The organism is Streptomyces sp. NPDC059906 (assembly GCF_042730645.1).
In the GTDB taxonomy this organism is placed as follows: Bacteria; Actinomycetota; Actinomycetes; order Streptomycetales; family Streptomycetaceae; genus Streptomyces; species Streptomyces rubrogriseus.
In genome coordinates, this window is record NZ_JBHWKU010000028.1 from 1 (window position 1) to 15427 (window position 15427).

Annotated in this window: 16 protein-coding genes; 8 read left to right on the plus strand and 8 right to left on the minus strand. The window is 71.4% G+C overall.

Translation table 11 applies throughout. The features are described 5' to 3' along the window. Together ACFV9J_RS31395 and ACFV9J_RS31400 are read left to right on the plus strand one after the other, a co-directional pair. Nucleotides 1-606, plus strand: a 606-nt coding sequence (locus ACFV9J_RS31395) for a TetR/AcrR family transcriptional regulator (RefSeq protein ID WP_385359775.1), incomplete at its 5' end; no start/stop codon positions are given. Between the two features lie 440 nt (nucleotides 607-1046). After that, nucleotides 1047-2522 carry a PAS domain-containing sensor histidine kinase gene (locus ACFV9J_RS31400; protein WP_385359778.1) on the plus strand — a complete coding sequence of 492 codons (1476 nt, stop codon included), beginning with the start codon at nucleotides 1047-1049 and terminating at the stop codon, nucleotides 2520-2522. Nucleotides 2523-2750: 228 nt separating this feature from the next. Here ACFV9J_RS31400 and ACFV9J_RS31405 read toward each other — a convergent pair whose 3' ends face one another. Next, entirely contained in the window at nucleotides 2751-3008 is a 258-nt protein-coding gene (locus ACFV9J_RS31405; protein WP_003973730.1) for a WhiB family transcriptional regulator, read from the minus strand. Nucleotides 3009-3328: 320 nt separating this feature from the next. Then, a complete protein-coding gene (locus ACFV9J_RS31410) occupies nucleotides 3329-4297 on the minus strand; it encodes a diacylglycerol/lipid kinase family protein (RefSeq protein WP_381771907.1) in 969 nt (322 codons plus the stop codon). 127 nt (nucleotides 4298-4424) lie between these two features. Here ACFV9J_RS31410 and ACFV9J_RS31415 point away from each other — a divergent pair, with 127 nt between their 5' ends. After that, the gene (locus ACFV9J_RS31415) at nucleotides 4425-4883 is read left to right on the plus strand and encodes a hypothetical protein (protein ID WP_385359780.1); all 459 of its coding nucleotides are present in this window, start codon (nucleotides 4425-4427) and stop codon (nucleotides 4881-4883) included. 21 nt (nucleotides 4884-4904) lie between these two features. On the opposite strand, the gene ACFV9J_RS31420 is transcribed toward ACFV9J_RS31415, so the two are convergent. From ACFV9J_RS31420 to ACFV9J_RS31430, 3 genes are all read right to left on the minus strand, one after another. Next, nucleotides 4905-5990 carry an RNA polymerase sigma factor SigF gene (locus tag ACFV9J_RS31420; RefSeq protein WP_385359782.1) on the minus strand — a complete coding sequence of 362 codons (1086 nt, stop codon included), beginning with the start codon at nucleotides 5988-5990 and terminating at the stop codon, nucleotides 4905-4907. Then, nucleotides 5987-6400: an anti-sigma regulatory factor gene (locus tag ACFV9J_RS31425; protein WP_003973726.1), complete on the minus strand. Its 414-nt coding sequence runs from the start codon at nucleotides 6398-6400 to the stop codon at nucleotides 5987-5989. Before ACFV9J_RS31425 ends, ACFV9J_RS31420 begins: the two co-directional genes overlap by 4 nt. Nucleotides 6401-6650: 250 nt before the next feature. Then, the gene (locus ACFV9J_RS31430; RefSeq protein ID WP_003973725.1) at nucleotides 6651-6911 is read right to left on the minus strand and encodes a UBP-type zinc finger domain-containing protein; all 261 of its coding nucleotides are present in this window, start codon (nucleotides 6909-6911) and stop codon (nucleotides 6651-6653) included. Nucleotides 6912-6972: 61 nt separating this feature from the next. Here ACFV9J_RS31430 and ACFV9J_RS31435 point away from each other — a divergent pair, with 61 nt between their 5' ends. Next, a complete protein-coding gene (locus tag ACFV9J_RS31435) occupies nucleotides 6973-8565 on the plus strand; it encodes a Na+/H+ antiporter (RefSeq protein ID WP_385359785.1) in 1593 nt (530 codons plus the stop codon). 50 nt (nucleotides 8566-8615) lie between these two features. Here the strand turns inward: ACFV9J_RS31435 and ACFV9J_RS31440 are convergent, their stop codons facing one another. Beyond that, nucleotides 8616-9524, minus strand: a complete 909-nt coding sequence (locus ACFV9J_RS31440) for a 1-aminocyclopropane-1-carboxylate deaminase/D-cysteine desulfhydrase (RefSeq protein ID WP_385359787.1) — start codon at nucleotides 9522-9524, stop codon at nucleotides 8616-8618. A gap of 232 nt (nucleotides 9525-9756) precedes the next feature. Then, nucleotides 9757-10335, minus strand: a complete 579-nt coding sequence (locus ACFV9J_RS31445) for an N-acetylmuramoyl-L-alanine amidase (RefSeq protein WP_385359962.1) — start codon at nucleotides 10333-10335, stop codon at nucleotides 9757-9759. Nucleotides 10336-10641: 306 nt separating this feature from the next. On the opposite strand from ACFV9J_RS31445, the gene ACFV9J_RS31450 reads away from it, so the two are divergent. The 4 genes from ACFV9J_RS31450 to ACFV9J_RS31465 all read left to right on the plus strand — a co-directional run bounded on the left by ACFV9J_RS31450 (nucleotide 10642) and on the right by ACFV9J_RS31465 (nucleotide 14822). Continuing rightward, complete coding sequence (locus ACFV9J_RS31450; protein WP_385359790.1) at nucleotides 10642-12048, plus strand: family 2B encapsulin nanocompartment shell protein; 1407 nt, start codon at nucleotides 10642-10644, stop codon at nucleotides 12046-12048. An 85-nt stretch (nucleotides 12049-12133) separates the two neighbouring features. Beyond that, nucleotides 12134-13294, plus strand: coding sequence for a family 2 encapsulin nanocompartment cargo protein polyprenyl transferase (locus tag ACFV9J_RS31455; protein ID WP_385359793.1), 1161 nt, complete (start codon nucleotides 12134-12136; stop codon nucleotides 13292-13294). A gap of 255 nt (nucleotides 13295-13549) precedes the next feature. Next, entirely contained in the window at nucleotides 13550-14146 is a 597-nt protein-coding gene (locus ACFV9J_RS31460; RefSeq protein WP_385359796.1) for a GNAT family N-acetyltransferase, read from the plus strand. Between the two features lie 91 nt (nucleotides 14147-14237). Further along, nucleotides 14238-14822, plus strand: a complete 585-nt coding sequence (locus ACFV9J_RS31465) for a dihydrofolate reductase family protein (RefSeq protein ID WP_385359799.1) — start codon at nucleotides 14238-14240, stop codon at nucleotides 14820-14822. Between the two features lie 185 nt (nucleotides 14823-15007). On the opposite strand, the gene sodN is transcribed toward ACFV9J_RS31465, so the two are convergent. Continuing rightward, nucleotides 15008-15403 (minus strand): superoxide dismutase, Ni, encoded by a 396-nt coding sequence (sodN, locus tag ACFV9J_RS31470; RefSeq protein WP_003973716.1) that lies wholly within the window; start codon nucleotides 15401-15403, stop codon nucleotides 15008-15010. Between the last annotated feature and the right edge of the window lie 24 nt (nucleotides 15404-15427).

Sequence of the window (15427 nt, forward strand, 5' to 3'; positions counted from 1 at the left end):
GGTCGAAGGAGCGCGGCCAGGACCCGCGGCCGCCCGCGCTCCTTCGACCGGGCGACGGCGCTGGAGGCGGCGCTGCTGGCCTTCTGGGAGCACGGGTACGAGGCCACGTCCGTGTCCGACCTGACCCGGGTCATGGACATCGGGGCCCCGAGCCTCTATGCCGCCTTCGGCGACAAGCGCTCGCTCTTCGAGGAGGTCGTCCAGGAGTACGGGGTGCGGTACGGCTCGTTCGGCGAGCGCGCCCTCGCCGAGGAGCCGAGCGCGCGTGCGGGCATAGAGAGGATGCTGCGCGAGGCCGCCGCCGAGTACACGGCCCCCGGCCGGCCGCACGGCTGCCTCGTCATCCACGCGGCCGCCAACTGCTCGACCGCCGAGGTGGAGGAGTCCCTGCGTGAGCGGCGCAACGCGAACATCGCCGCCATCGAGAGCCGGATCGGCGCCGACGTGGCCGAGGGCGTGCTGCCGCCGGACACGGACGCCGCCGCGCTCGCCCGGTACACCGGCGCGATGATCCAGGGCATGTCCCAGCAGGCGCGCGACGGCGCGAGCCGGGCGGAGCTGGAAGCGCTCGCGGAAATTGCCCTGGCGGTCTGGCCCCGAGGTTGAGCCAACGGGGTTAGGCTTCTGGCGGCTGCCCGGACGGCGGTGCGGTCGGCGCACGTACCAACAACAAACAACGTCCACCGCATGGACACGGTTAGTGGTCTAGTCCACAATGGTTGCTGAGGAACTGACCGTGTCGCTCACGCAAGGTGATCGTCAGGCTTCCGCCCTCCCCGCACAGGAGGACGGACCGAGGAACCGGCGCTCTCTGCCCTGACTGCTCCGGCTCCTCATCCTTCGGCCGACCGGGACCGCACACCCCACGGCCGATGTTGCTCCGGGCTGCGGTGCCGAGAGGGCTGAGGGTCCCTCTCAGGCGCCGCGGCCCGCGGGTGTTTCCGGGGGACCCGCCGACCGCGTCGGGGCGGGGGCGTCGGAGGCGGGGCGCAGTGGAGAGTGGCTGGTTTCGAGCGCTGTCCGTACCGCCAGGTACGCTCGGCCCCGTGCCCTCCATGAACGAACTCGTACGCCAGCACACCGCGCTCGACGACTCCGACCTCGAGTGGCTCCATCTGCTGGTCTCGGAGTGGCAGCTCCTCTCCGACCTCTCCTTCGCCGACCTGGTCCTGTGGGTCCCCACCCGCGACGGCACGCGCTATGTATCCGTCGCCCAGATGCGGCCCAACACCGGACCCACCTCGTACCAGGACGACATGGTCGGCCACCTCGTCCCGCGCGGCCGGCGCCCCATGCTGGACGCCGCCCTGGACGAGGGCCGCATCGTGCGCGAGGGCGACCCGGAGTGGCGCGAGGAGGTCCCGGTCCGCGTCGAGTCCATCCCCGTCCGCCGCCAGGGACGCGTCCTCGGGGTCATCGCCCGCAACACCAACCTGCTCACGGTGCGTACGCCGAGCCGGCTGGAGCTCACCTATCTGCAGAGCGCCTCCGACCTCGCCCAGATGATCGCGGCCGGCGCCTTCCCGTTCGAGAACCAGCAGGTCGACATGGACGCCTCGCCCCGCGTCGGCGACGGCCTGATCCGGGTGGACGGCGACGGCATCGTCCAGTACGCCTCCCCGAACGCGCTGTCGGCCTACCACCGCATGGGCCTGGCCGCCGACCTGGTGGGGCATCACCTCGGCCGCACCACCGCGGAACTCGCCCCCTCCCGCGGGCCGGTGGACGAGGCGCTCGCCAAGGTGGCCAGCGGCTGGGCGCCGCGCGAGTTCGAGATCGAGGCGCACGACGGGGTGATCCAGTTCCGCGCCATCCCGCTCAAACCCAAGGGCACCCGCATCGGTTCGCTGGTCCTCCTGCGCGACGTGACGGAACTGCGCCGCCGCGAACGCGAATTGATCACCAAGGACGCCACCATCCGGGAGATCCACCACCGGGTGAAGAACAACCTCCAGACGGTGGCGGCCCTGCTGCGCCTGCAGGCCCGGCGCATCGAGTCCGACCGGGGCCGCGAGGCGCTGGAGGAGGCCGTGCGCCGGGTCGGCTCGATCGCGATCGTGCACGAGACGCTCTCCCAGAACCTGGACGAGCGCGTGGAGTTCGACGAGATCGCCGACCGCGTGCTGGCGATGGTGGCGGAGATCTCGCCGGGCAAGGTCACCGGCCGGCGCACCGGACGCTTCGGCATCCTCGACGCCGAGGTCGCCACCCCGCTGTCCATGGTGCTGACCGAGGTGCTGCAGAACGCCCTGGAGCACGGCTTCCGGGACGGCGACACCGGCACGGTCGAGGTCTCGGCGGTCCGCGGCGGCACGACCAAGGAGGCCCGGCTGCTGGTCACCGTCCAGGACGACGGGGTCGGCCTGCCCGAGGACTTCGACCCGCACCGCTCCGGCAACCTCGGCCTGCAGATCGTCCGCACCCTGGTCGAGGGCGAGCTGGGCGGCGCCTTCGACATGGTCCGGGCCGCGGAGCGCGGGTGCCGCGTGATCCTCGACATCCCGGTGCCCGCAGAGAAGTAGCACGAGAAGCGGAACGAGCGAACGGGGAGTGGCGCGAGAAGCGGACCGGGGGAGCGGCACCGGAAGCGGGCAAGCAAAAAGCCCCGGACCGGTGAAGGTCCGAGGCCAGTGCTCGTGCGATACATCGTCCGATGCGCATCGGGGGTACTGCGCGCTGCGGCTCGGGAGCGGGGGATGCGTACTCGCTGTACGCGCCGCCAAGCTGAGGCTGTCAGTAGGGGTGGGTTGTCAGGCGGAGGCCTGACGAGCCCGGTTGCGGGCGGCACGGCGCTTCATTGCGCGGCGCTCGTCCTCGCTGAGACCACCCCAGACGCCGGAGTCCTGGCCGGACTCGAGCGCCCACTGCAGGCACTGCTCCATGACGGGGCAGCGACGGCAGACGGCCTTGGCTTCCTCGATCTGCAGCAGCGCGGGACCGGTGTTGCCGATGGGGAAGAAGAGCTCGGGGTCTTCCTCGCGGCAAACGGCGCGGTGACGCCAGTCCATGGCTGCTACCTCTCCTTGGTATTACATGCTGGGATGCTTGTGAATGTGAACGCTTTCACGAATCCCTCAACAAGGGAAGGGCCTACCGCCAGGTTCCCTGGCGTGGTCCTGTGGTTTGAAGAGGGGTTCCGGTGATCTGTGGATGCCGGTCCTGCGGGCTGTCCCGATCGCCAAGAAGAGACTCGCAAACCTCGGCGGCGGATACAACCCCTTCCGGAAAGTTTTTTTTGATTCTTCGGTGTCGACTAGGTCACAGCCGTACTTCCATGGGGTGGATCCTGGTCTAAACGTTCGAGTGAAAGGACTTTCGCCCCTTCTGCTCACACAATCACACGCAGTGCACGGCGTACGCCTGTGAACGTCACGCTGGTCCGCAACCCCAGGTGGTCACCGTCCATCTGAAGGGGCAGGGGCACCTTCGAATGCAAGGTGAACTCGGTCAGATCGTGTAGGGAGACCGCGTGGCGGCCCCGCGGCCCGCGCTCGGGGGACGAAGTGAGCAACTGGGTGCCATACCGGGCAACCGCGGCCGTCGACAGCCGGCTGAGGCCGAACACGTCGAGGGCGGTGTCGAACGACGCCTCGGGAGAGGCGTAGATCGGGCGGTTCCCGAGGAACGTCCAGGGGCAGGTGTTCGAAACTATGGACAGGACCAGATCGGTGACCGGGTCCTCGCCCGCCCGCTCCAGAGTGATCGTCCCGCTGCGGCGGTGCGGCTCGCCGATGAGCTGACGCACCACCTGGCGGACGTAGAGGGCGTGCGTCGACTTCCTGCCGCGCTCGCGGTGCTGCTCGACACGGCCGACCACGCCCGCGTCGAACCCCAGACCGGCGTTGAAGGTGAACCAGCGGGCCGGAACCGCCTCGTCCTCCGAGCCGGGCGTCCCCGACGCCAGCCCCAGGCCGACGGTCCGCTCGCTGCCCTCGCGCAGGGCGTCCAGCAGGGCACCGGTGGCCTCCACCGCGTGGTTGGGCAGGCCGAGGGCGCGGGCGAAGACGTTGGTGCTACCGCCCGGGACCACCGCGAGACCGGGCAGGTGCTCCGGGTCGGGGCCCGCGTGCAGCAGACCGTTGACGACCTCGTTCACCGTGCCGTCGCCGCCGAGGGCCACCACCAGGTCGATGTCGTCGCTCTGTGCCGCCTGCCTACCGAGGTCGCGCGCGTGGCCGCGGTACTCGGTGGTGACCGCCTCCAGCTTCATCTCGCTCGCGAGCGCGTGGATCAGCACGTCGCGCGTGCGCGCACTCGTGGTGGTTGCCGCCGGGTTGACCACGAGAAGTGCACGCATGGTGTGCAGGGTACCTACTGGGTGGTACTCGGCCCAGACCGAGGTGAAGATGGTCACCGGCGGGCGGCACGCGTGATACGTGGGACACCGCGGCGGACGCCGGAGCGCCGAGGGCTACCCTTTCGGGGTGAGCAGTGAGCAGACCCCCACCCCCGCCTCCGCAACCGCCGAAGAGGCGGGCCCTCGCCCCGGCCGGCTGACCGCCGCGGCCGCGATCGCCGCACTGGAGGGGCTGGCGCTCCTCGTCGGCGGCGGCTGGATGCTCGTGGAGGGCCTCACCGGACACCCCGACGACCGGACCTCGGCCGTCACCGGCGGAGTCACCCTGATCGTCCTCGCCCTGCTGCCGCTGCTCGCCGCCCGCGGACTGATCGCCCGACGGGGCTGGAGCCGGGGGCCCGCCGTGATCACGCAGATCATGGCGCTGCCGGTCGCCTACAACATGGTGCGGGCCGACAGCCTGGCCGTCCCGGCGGGCATCGTGCTCGGCGTCGTGGCCGTCACCGCGCTGGTGCTGCTCGTCAATCCGACGACCACCCAGGCCCTCGGTATCCGGGGGCCCGGCAGCGCCGGGAAGCAGCCGTAGGGGGCACCCGCCGACCGGCGGTCACTCCTCGACGAGCAGCTTCTCGCGCAGCTGTGCCAGCGTGCGGGCCAGCAGCCGGGACACGTGCATCTGGGAGATGCCGACCTCCTGCGCGATCTGGGACTGGGTCATGTTGCCGAAGAAGCGCAGCAGCAGGATGCGCTTCTCCCGCGGTGGCAGGTCCTCGAGGAGCGGCTTGAGTGACTCCCGGTACTCGACGCCCTCCAGGGCCTCGTCCTCGGCACCGAGGGTGTCGGCGACCGCCGGGGACTCGTCGTCGGTGTCCGGGACGTCCAGGGACAGCGTGGAGTACGCGTTGGCCGACTCCAGGCCCTCCAGGACCTCCTCCTCCGAGATCGACAGCTTCTCGGCCAGCTCGTGGACCGTGGGGGAGCGCCCGTGCAGCTGGGACAGCTCCGCCGTGGCCGTCGTCAGGGCCAGCCGCAGCTCCTGGAGCCGGCGCGGCACACGCACCGCCCAGCCCTTGTCCCGGAAGTGCCGCTTGATCTCGCCGACGACCGTGGGCGTCGCGTACGTGGAGAACTCCACGCCGCGGTCCGGGTCGAAGCGGTCCACCGACTTGATCAGGCCGATGGTGGCGACCTGGGTCAGGTCGTCCAGGGGCTCGCCGCGGTTGCGGAAGCGGCGCGCGAGGTGCTCGACCAGCGGCAGGTGCATGCGGACCAGTCGATTGCGCAGCTCCGCGTACTCCGGGCTGTCCTTCGTCAGCGTGCGCAGCTCGGCGAACAGGAGGCGCGCACCGCTGCGGTCCTGCGGGTCGTGCCGTGTGCCCTGCGTGCCCCGTGCACCCGGCGCGTGGCCCTCGGAGTGTCGCTCGTGCTCGCTCATCGTCCCGCCCGTTGCCCTTTCCCGAGCCCTCGTCTCCGCTCGGACGGGCCGGACGGGGGTCTCCCCGGTCCGCTGCCCCTCGCCCGGAACGACGGCCCCGGGCGAGGTCTCGTCCTCCGGATGCGGCCGGGCCTGCTCGGGGATGCCGTCGATGCCGTCCGCCGTGCGTCGCGCCTCGTTCGGAGAACGTGTGCCCTCGGCCGGCAGCTCCCGTGTACCGCGCTCTTCGTCCCGCACCGGCCCGTCCCCGTCCCTCACGTCGGCCCGGGTCCCGCGCCGCGCTGTTTGTAGAGGCTGATCGAAACGGTTTTGTCCTCGTCCACGGCGGAGGAGACCTTGCCCGCGAGGGCGGAGAGCACCGTCCAGGCGAAGGTGTCCCGGGACGGCGCGTGGCCGTCCGTGGTCGGCGCCGAGACGGTGACCTCGAGCGAGTCGTCGACGAGGCGGAAGACGCAACTGAGCACCGAGCCGGGCACGGCCTGCTGCAGCAGGATCGCGCAGGCCTCGTCGACTGCGATGCGCAGGTCCTCGATCTCGTCGAGGGTGAAGTCCAAACGAGCTGCGAGGCCGGCCGTCGCCGTACGCAGCACCGACAGGTAGGCACCCGCGGCCGGCAGCCGGACTTCGACGAAGTCCTGGGTCGCGGGCTCGCCTGCGATCTGGGACACCCTCACCTCCAAGGTGGTACAAGCGTTACAGGGCCGAGGGACGCCCCTCGGGATAACGCGACACGTGGTTCAGCGGTGACGTTATCGCGCTCCGAAGTTTCCTGTCCCCGAGACCCCAACCCCGTGCTGTCACTCATAGTAAACACGCGAACACGCACAGTGGCTAGGGGGTCGGCGGGCTCAAATCGGAAGAGCGCGCGCCGGGTTGACGTACCCAGACGTCAGACGGTCGAACCGTCCCGGGCACAGGTCACACCAGGACGTGATCGACGAAGCACCAGCGCCAGCTCTCCCCGGGTTCGAAGGTCCTCATCAGCGGGTGGCCGCTCTCCTTGTAATGCGCCGTCGCGTGCCGGTTCGGCGAGGAGTCGCAGCAGCCGACATGACCGCAGACGAGACACAGCCTCAGCTGCACCGGGTCCGTGCCCTCGGCCAGGCACTCGGGACAGGTCTCGCCGCACGGCTCGGGTTCCGGGTGCGGCAGCGCGTCGGCGTGCGTGCACTGTTTCATGATTGCCAGGTTACGACGGGTGTGCGGATGACCGCGCGGAAAACGAGGGCGGGCGAGGACGATGGACGTGATGCCGCTGCTGTTGCTGGTGGCGGGCAGCGCCGCGGTCGCCGCGGCGGGACGACGCGTACCGGTGCCGGTGCCGCTGCTCCTGGTCGCGGTCGGCCTGGCGGTGAGCTACGTGCCCGGTGTGCCCGACTACACCCTCGACCCGCACATCGTCCTGCCCCTGCTGCTGCCCCCGCTGCTCTACACGGCGGCCACCGACAGCTCCTACCTGGACCTGCGGGCGCAGGCCCGGCCCGTGGCGCTGCTGTCCGTGGGCTACGTCCTGTTCGCCACCTTCGTCGTCGGCTGCGCGGCGTACCTCATCGTGCCGGGCCTGCCGCTGACCGCGGCCCTGGTGCTCGGCGCGGTCGTGGCGCCCCCGGACGCCGTCGCGGCCACGGCGGTCGCCCGCCGGGTGGGGCTGCCCTCCCGGATCACCACGATCCTCCAGGGCGAGTCCCTGGTGAACGACGCCACCGCGATCACCGCCTTCAAGGTGGCGCTCGCCGCGGCCGTCGGCGAGGGGGCGACCTGGGCCGGCGGGATCGGCGAGTTCCTCATCGCGGCGGCGGGCGGGGTCGGCGTCGGGCTGGTCCTGATGGTGCCGCTGCACTGGCTGCGCACCCACCTGAAGGAGGCGCTGCTGCAGAACACGCTCTCCCTGCTGATCCCGTTCGTCGCCTACGCGGTCGCCGAGCAGGTGCACGCCTCCGGGGTGCTGGCGGTGGTCGTCGTCGCGCTCTACCTCGGCCACCGCGCGTGGGAGGTCGACTTCGCCACCCGTCTCCAGGAGGAGGCGGTGTGGAAGATGGTCGCGTTCGTCCTGGAGTCGGCCGTGTTCGCCCTCATCGGACTCCAGCTGCCCGTCGTCCTCAAGGGCCTGGGGGAGTACGAGGGTGCCGACGCCGCCTGGTACGCCCTCGCCCTCTTCCTGGTGGTCGCCGTGGCGAGGTTCGTGTGGGTGTACCCGGCGACGTTCCTGCCCCGGCTGTCGGCACGGGTACGCGCGCGCGAGGGCGAGCTCTCCTGGAAGGGGCCGTTCGTGATCGGCTGGGCCGGGATGCGGGGCGTGGTCTCCCTGGCCATCGCGTTCTCCATCCCGCTCACCGTGCACGGGGGCGAGCCCTTCCCCGAGCGCAACCTCATCCTGTTCCTGACCTTCACCACGGTCATCGGCACGCTGGTCGTCCAGGGCGTCAGCCTGCCGCCGCTGATCCGCCTGCTGAAGTTCCCGGCGCACGACGTGCAGGCGGAGACGCTGGCGGAGGCCAACGCCCAGGCGCAGGCCTCGCGGGTCGCGGAACTGCGCCTGGACGACCTGCTCGCCGACGAGCGCAACGCCCTGCCGGCGCCGCTCGCCGACCGCCTCCGCATGGTCCTGGAGCGCCGACGCAACGCCGTCTGGGAACGGCTCGGCCAGGTCAATCCCGTCACCGGTGAGACCGTCGACGACACCTACCGGCGACTCTCCCGGGAGATGATCAGCGCCGAGCGCGAGGTGTTCGTCCGGCTTCGGGACGGCCGCTACATCGACGACGAGATGCTCCGGACCCTGCTGCGCCGGCTGGACCTGGAGGAGGCCGCCGCGTACCGGGAGGCGACGTGAGCGGGCGCGGGGGCAGGCGGGCGCGCCGGGGCGGCGGTCCCGGCCCGCGCTCAGGGGAAGGGCCGGCCGGTGACGACCGCCGCCAGGGTCGTCCCGCGCGGGAAGGCACCCTCCTCGGTGAGGGCGAGCAGGGCGTACAGCATCTTGGCGACGTAGACGCGCTCCACGGGGAGGCCGTGGCGGTGTTCGAAATCCTCGGCGAAGGCGTCCAGAGCGGGCGTCGTGCGGGCGTACCCGCCGTGGTGGAAGCGGTCCTCCAGGCTCCAGTCGCCGCGCGGCCCGCCGAACGCGCGCTCCTGGAGCCGCCGTATGTCAGCCTCCAGGAAACCGCCCTTGAGCACGGGTATGCCGAGGGCCCGCCGCCCCCGGGGGAGCCCGGCGGCGAGGCCGGCGAGCGTGCCACCGGTGCCGCAGGCGACGGCGGCCACGTCGGCGTGGGTGCCCAGCTCCTCGCCCAGGGCACGGCAGCCGCGGACGGCCTCCGCGTTGCTGCCGCCCTCGGGGACGACGACGGCGCCCTCGGCGCCCGCCGCGCGCAGGAGGGCCGCCAGGGTTTCGGGTTCGGACTTGCGCCGGTACGTCGAGCGGTCGACGAAGTGCAGCCGCATCCCGTCGGCGGCGCACCGGGCCAGTGAGGGGTTGAGCGGCAGGCCGGCCAGCTCCTGACCGCGGACCACGCCCACCGTGGGCAGCCCGAGCAGCCGGCCGGCCGCGGCCGCGGCCCGCAGGTGGTTGGAGTAGGCGCCGCCGAACGTGACGACGGTGCGCCCGCCGGCCGTGGCGAGATTCGGCGCCAGCTTGCGCCACTTGTTGCCGACCAGCTCGGGGTGGATCAGATCGTCCCGCTTGAGCAGCAGCCGGACACCGTGCCGCTCGAACCGTCCGTCGGCCACCTCGTGCAGCGGGGAGGGCAGACGGGGCCGCAGGGCCGCGAGCTCACGGGTGTCGATGCCGGTCACCCCGTCATTGTCGCGCCCCCACACACGTCGGCCACCTCACCCCGTCCGCTCCCGGCTCACCCCACCGGTCCGGTCCCGGGCCGACCCGGCCGGTCCGGGAGCGTCGACCGGTGCTGGGGCGCGTCGGCGTGTCCGGGGCATCTCGGCCTGCCGGGGATGGCCCCGGTGGTCCCGGCGTCTCGGCCGGTCTCGGGTCGACTCGGTCGGTGCCGGGCGGCTGCGCCGGGCCGGGTCACTTCAGGCGGTCCCGAATCCGGTTCCGCATCGACGACATCGTGAAACCGCGCGGATCCACCTTGCCCGGCTGCCATTCCAGGTGGCCGATGACGGACCGCTCGTTCCAGCCGTGGTGGCGGCACACGGCCGCGGCGGCCCGCTCGATCGCCTCCAGCTGCGCCGCCGGCCAGGGGTCGTCGCCGTCGCCCAGGTTCTCGCACTCGAAGCCGTAGAAGTGCCGGTTGCCGTCGGTGTTCGCCTCGTTGTCCCGGGGCAGCGCCCTCTCCGCGATCACCGCGCGCAGGACGTCGTCGTCGCCGAGACCGGCGTGGTTGGCCCTGCCGTACCCGACCAGGTGGACCCTGCCGTCCTTGGTGACGACCCCGTGGCACAGGGGGCCCGGCAGACCCTCGTAGCCCTTGCGGCAGATGTCCACCGTCCGCGCGCTGCCCTTGGTGACCGTGTGATGGATCATCACACCGTGCACGGGGCCCCACGGGCCCTTGTGGTTGCGGTTGTGGTCCCGCCAGTCGCCGACCTGGACGACGGTGAGGCCCTCGGCCTTCAGTGCCTTGAGGAAACTGCTCGCGGACATGGGTGAGGCCACGGCCGGCTCCTTCACGCTGCGCGACGACCGCCCGACGCGACCGCCTCGTACGGAGCTTGTACCGAAACGGAGCAACTCCTATTACCTGTTCGGCCCGTGTGCGAGTCGTTTCGGACAATCTCATCCCGGCCAGGGGGTGCCGAAGTCGAAACAAGCCCCCATATCTGCCCCGGCCGCCTGTGATCCATTCCCGCTCGTTCGTGTAATAGCACCGGCACGCTCCGTGAGGAAGGCTGGTCCACGCACATCGATGCCGGGCGCAGCCGTCCGGCACGACCGGGAGGGCAATTCCTTATGTCGGTAGGCGAAGAGGTCCGCACCGAGCAGACCAGGCCGCAGCAGAGCCTCGGCACGGCGGCCGCGCGGAACCTGGCCACCACCACCAAGTCCGTTCCTCAGATGCAGGAGATCAGCTCTCGCTGGCTGCTGCGCTCGCTCCCCTGGGTGGACATCCAGGGCGGCACGTACCGGGTCAACCGGCGCCTGACCTTCGCCGTCGGCGACGGCCGCGTGACGTTCGTGAAGACCGGCGACCGCGTCGAGGTCGTCCCCGCGGAACTGGGCGAGCTGCCGGCCCTGCGGTCGTACGAGGACGACGAGGTGCTGTCGGAGCTCGCGCAGCGCTGCGAGCAGCGGGAGTTCGGCCCCGGCGAGGTGATCGCCTCCTTCGGCGCACGGGCCGACGAGGTCTACCTGCTGGCGCACGGCAAGGTCGAGAAGGTCGGCACCGGCCCCTACGGCGACGACGCGGTGCTCGGCGTCCTCGCCGACGGCGCCTACTTCGGCGACCAGGCGCTACTCGACGGGGACGCCATCTGGGAGTACACCGCCCGCACGGTCACCGCCTGCACGGTGCTCGTGCTGCCCCGCCAGGAGGTGGACCAGGTCGCGGAGCGGGCCGACTCCCTGCGCGAGCACCTGGAGCAGCGGCGCTCGATCCCGGAGCAGCGCACCAACAGGCACGGTGAGAAGGAGATCGACCTCGCGGCCGGCCACAGCGGCGAGCCGGACATCCCGCACACCTTCGTCGACTACGAGGCCCGGCCGCGCGAGTACGAACTGAGCGTCGCCCAGACCGTGCTGCGCATCCACTCGCGCGTGGCCGACCTGTACAACCAGCCGATGAACCAGACGGAGCAGCAGATCCGCCTGACGGTCGAGGCGCTGAAGGAGCGCCAGGAGCACGAACTCATCAACAACCGCGAGTTCGGACTGCTGCACAACTGCGAGTACGACCAGCGCATCCAGCCGCACGACGGCGTGCCCGGTCCCGACGACCTCGACGAACTGCTGAGCCGCCGGCGCGGCACCAAGCTGCTCCTCGCCCACCCGCGCGCCATCGCCGCCATCGGCCGCGAGTTCAACAAGCGCGGCCTCGTCCCCGAGACCATCGACGTCGCCGGGAACCGCATTCCGACCTGGCGCGGTGTGCCCATCTACCCGTGCAACAAGATCCCGGTCACCGAGGCCCGTACGTCCTCGATCATCGCGATGCGTACCGGCGAGCAGGACCAGGGCGTCATCGGCCTGCGGGCCACCGGCATCCCGGACGAGATCGAGCCGAGTCTGTCGGTGCGCTTCATGGGGATCAACGAGCAGGCGGTCATCAAGTACCTGGTCACGGCCTACTACTCGGCCGCGGTCCTCGTGCCGGACGCGCTCGGCGTGCTGGAGAATGTCGAGATCGGCCGCTGGCGGTGACGTCACTGTCCCGAACGCCGTGTCCCCGCCCTCCCGGGCGGGTACACCCCCGGGGTACGGACGGGCCCAGGGGGAAGGTGAGTCCATGACGGAGACCCGGCGCGGCGCCACCGCGACGTGCCGTCCCACCGGGGCGCCGGAAAGGCACGGGACCATCGGCACACAGCGCGAGAAGGAGCCGGGGGAGTCGTCCGACGGACCGGGGCAGGCGGTGGTCGAAGGGCACGAGGCGGCCCTGCTCCTGAGCGAGTCACGAGCGTCGGTCGATCCCGAACTGCGGTCCGCCATCGCGACGCTGCCCGAGTCGATGCGCCGGGTCGCGCTCTACCACTTCGGCTGGCAGCACGCGGACGGCACGCCCGCGGCGGGCAACGCGGGCAAGGCGATCCGCCCCGCGCTCGTCCTCACCGCGGCGGCCGCGCTCGGCGGTCCGGCGGCCCGCGCGGCCGCCGTCCGGGCCGCGGCGGCGGTGGAACTGGTCCACAACTTCACCCTGCTGCACGACGACGTGATGGACCGCGACGCCACCCGGCGGCACCGGCCGACCGCGTGGACCGTGTTCGGCGACGCCGACGCGATCCTCACCGGCGACGCACTTCAGGCGCTCGCCCTGCGGCTGTTCGCCGCCGACCCGCACCCGGCGTCCGCGGCGGCGGCCACCCGGCTCGCCGACTGCGTCATGGAGCTGTGCGAGGGCCAGCACGCGGACACCGCGATGGAGCGGCGCCCGCCGGGCGAGGTGACCCTCGACGAGACGCTCGTCATGGCCGAGGCCAAGACGGGTGCCCTGCTGGGCTGCGCCTGTGCCGTCGGCGCGCTGTACGCGGGCGCCGCCACCGAGGACGTCGAGGCCCTGGACGCCTTCGGCCGTGAGGCGGGGATGGCCTTCCAGCTCATCGACGACGTCATCGGCATATGGGGCGACCCGCGCCATACCGGCAAGCCGGCCGGTGCGGACCTGGCCGCCCGCAAGAAGTCACTGCCGGTGGTCGCCGCCCTCACCTCCGGCACCCCGGCCGCCGCCGAACTGGCCGAGCTGTACACCGGCCCGTACGACGAGAACAAGGAGGACCTGGAGCGCACCGCCCTGGCCGTGGAGCGGGCCGGCGGCCGGGACTGGGCACAGGCCCAGGCGGCCGACCGGATGGCCAGGGCCATGCAGGAGCTGGCGCGTGCCGTGCCCGAGCCGGAGGCGGCGGGCGGCCTGCTCGCGCTGGCCGAGTTCGTCACCCGGCGCAGCACCTGAGCGCCGCCCCGGCCCCCTCGACCGGCCCGGCGTCGTGGATCGCCGGGCCGGCCACGCAAGACCCCGGAGCCCGTGCAGGGCCGTACGGCACCTGACCGACGTACGGCCGCACCGCCGACGGCTCCGGTCCGGCGGGTCCCGCACTTCCCCACGGTGTGCGGGGCCCGCCCCTCTGTCTCTCCCCGTGGGGCCCAGGCCCAGCGGCTAGGCTCAACCGCCGTACAGGCAAGCAGTGTTGAGCCGAAGGGGCGAGGCATGGGTGTGGTGATCCGCACGGCGGGGGAGGGCGACCGGGAACGGGTCGTCCGGCTGCTGGACGAGGCCTTCCAGGACGATCCGGTGAGCGGCTGGGTCTTTCCCGGCGCGGAGTACCGTCGCCGGACCCATCATCGGCTCATGGCCGCGTTCGCCGACGCCGTCTTCGCGGACGGCCGCGTCGACCTCACCGAGGACGGCGCCGCCTGCGCGCTGTGGCTGCCCGTCCCGGCGGAGGAGCACGAGGGTGCCGAGGACGGCCCCGCCCGGATCCGCGAGGCCGTCGACCCGGAGAACGAGCGCGTGGAGCTGATAGCCCGGCTCACGGACGGGATCCACCCCTCCGGCCGGGCCCACGCGTACCTGTGGATGATCGGCGTGGTCCCGGGGCGGCAGGGCGAGGGCCTGGGCACCGCGCTGATCGAGACCGTCCTCGACCGCTGCGATCTTGAAGGGATGCCCGCCTACCTCGAGGCGAGCAGTGCCCGCGGGAAGGCGCTCTACGAACGTCTCGGCTTCGAGTTCACCGGCCGGGCCCTGGATCTGCCGGACGGCCCCCGCATGTGGCCGATGTGGCGCGAGCCGCGGACTCCGTGACCGCGTAATCCATTGATCGTGCAATCCGCTCCTCAAACAACTACGCATGGAGTACTGTGGTCGCAGTGGTCAACATGAAAGGGAGACCGGTTTGCGCAATCTCACGTACTTCATCGCCTGCTCGATCGACGGATTCATCGGCGGGCCGGACGGCGACGCGTCGTTCATGGTCCCGTTCGTCGACGAGGAGTTCTTCGAGTTCCTGAAGTCGGAGTACCCGGAGACGCTGCCGACCCACGGCCGTCGTCCGCTGGGCATCGACGACCTGCCGAACAAGAAGTTCGACACGATCGTGCAGGGACGCGCCAGCTACGACCTGGCCCTCAAGGAAGGCGTCACCAGCCCCTATGCCCACCTGCGCGAATACGTCGCCTCGCGCACGCTCACGGAGTCGCCCGACCCGAACGTCGAGATCATCTCGACGGATCTGGTCGGCAGGGTCCGGGAGCTGAAGGCCGAGGACAGTGCCCTCGGCATCTATCTGTGCGGCGGATCGGCCGTGGCCGGCGAACTGGTCGACGAGGTCGACGAACTGGTCGTCAAGACCTACCCCGTGGTACTCGGCACCGGCATGCCGATGTTCGGCTCCGGCTTCGAGGTCTCCGCCTTCGTGCCGGACTCGGTGCGGACCTTCGGCAACGGTGTCGTGGTGCGTACGTACCACCGCAAGCGCTGACGAACTCCGGGGCCGCCGAAGCCGAGGCACGGCCCGGGAGGCCGGAGCACTCCCGGGAATCGGTCACCGAGAACCCCTGACCACGACAACGCCGAAGGGGCCCGGCCGGGATGGCCGGGCCCCTTCGGGCTGCCCTGCGGCCTGCGATGGTGCACCGATCGCCGGCCCCGGGATGCTGACGTCCGTCAGGCCTTCTTGGTCTCCCAGAAGATCTTGTCGATCTGGGCGATGTAGTCCAGGGCCTTCTGGCCGGTCGCCGGGTCCTTCGAGCCCTTGGCGGCCGACAGGGCCTTCAGGGTGTCGTTGACCAGCTGGTGCAGCTCCGGGTACTTCTCGAAGTGCGGGGGCTTGAAGTAGTCGCTCCACAGCACGGAGACGTGGTGCTTCGCGAGCTCGGCGCGCTGCTCCTTGATGACCGTGGCGCGCGTCTGGAAGTGCGGGTCGTCGTTGCCGGCCATCTTCTCCTGGACGGCCTTCACCGACTCCGCCTCGATGCGGGCCTGGGCAGGGTCGTACACGCCGCAGGGCAGGTCGCAGTGGGCGCTGACCGTGACCTTGGGGGCAAACAGGCGGGAAAGCATGAAGCGTTCCTTCCTCGTGATCGT